General features: G+C 43.6%; 2 tRNA genes and 1 rRNA gene. All 3 read right to left on the reverse strand.

The features are described from left to right. Positions 1-154 precede the first annotated feature (154 nt). A tRNA-Ala gene (locus K5Q58_RS20750) sits at positions 155-230 on the reverse strand. A 65-nt stretch (positions 231-295) separates the two neighbouring features. After that, positions 296-372: transfer RNA gene (locus K5Q58_RS20755), tRNA-Ile, on the reverse strand. Positions 373-446: 74 nt separating this feature from the next. After that, positions 447-557: ribosomal RNA gene (locus tag K5Q58_RS20760) — 16S ribosomal RNA — on the reverse strand; the annotation flags it as partial.

Below are 557 nucleotides of genomic sequence, written 5' to 3' on the forward strand. Positions count from 1 at the left end.
ATTAATTAACATGACAGACTCATGCAATTAAATACTATCAGCTTTCCAAATTGTTAAAGAACGGGCTTAAAAAAGCCAAAGATAAAGCTGTCGCTTTATCTTTGGCGTCTCTATCCAAATATGCATGACTTACGTTTAAATAAAAGTAAGTAAATGGTGGAGCTATGCGGGATCGAACCGCAGACCTCCTGCGTGCAAGGCAGGCGCTCTCCCAGCTGAGCTATAGCCCCATTTACATGCAGTCAAACAAAATACGTTAATACAAAACCTTCATTTTAGGAGAAATAGAAGATTTTGGTGGGTCAGAGTGGACTTGAACCACCGACCTCACCCTTATCAGGGGTGCGCTCTAACCAGCTGAGCTACAGACCCAACGTAATTTTGCTCTTTCTTTCTATCAAGTAATCTGTGTGAACACTCAACAAACATTAAGTTAGTCGTATAGGTAAGGAGGTGATCCAGCCCCAGGTTCCCCTAGGGCTACCTTGTTACGACTTCACCCCAGTCATGAACCACACCGTGGTAAACGTCCCCCCGAAGGTTAGACTATCTACTTC

This window comes from Shewanella sp. KT0246, from assembly GCF_019654955.1.
Classification (GTDB): domain Bacteria; phylum Pseudomonadota; class Gammaproteobacteria; order Enterobacterales; family Shewanellaceae; genus Shewanella; species Shewanella goraebulensis.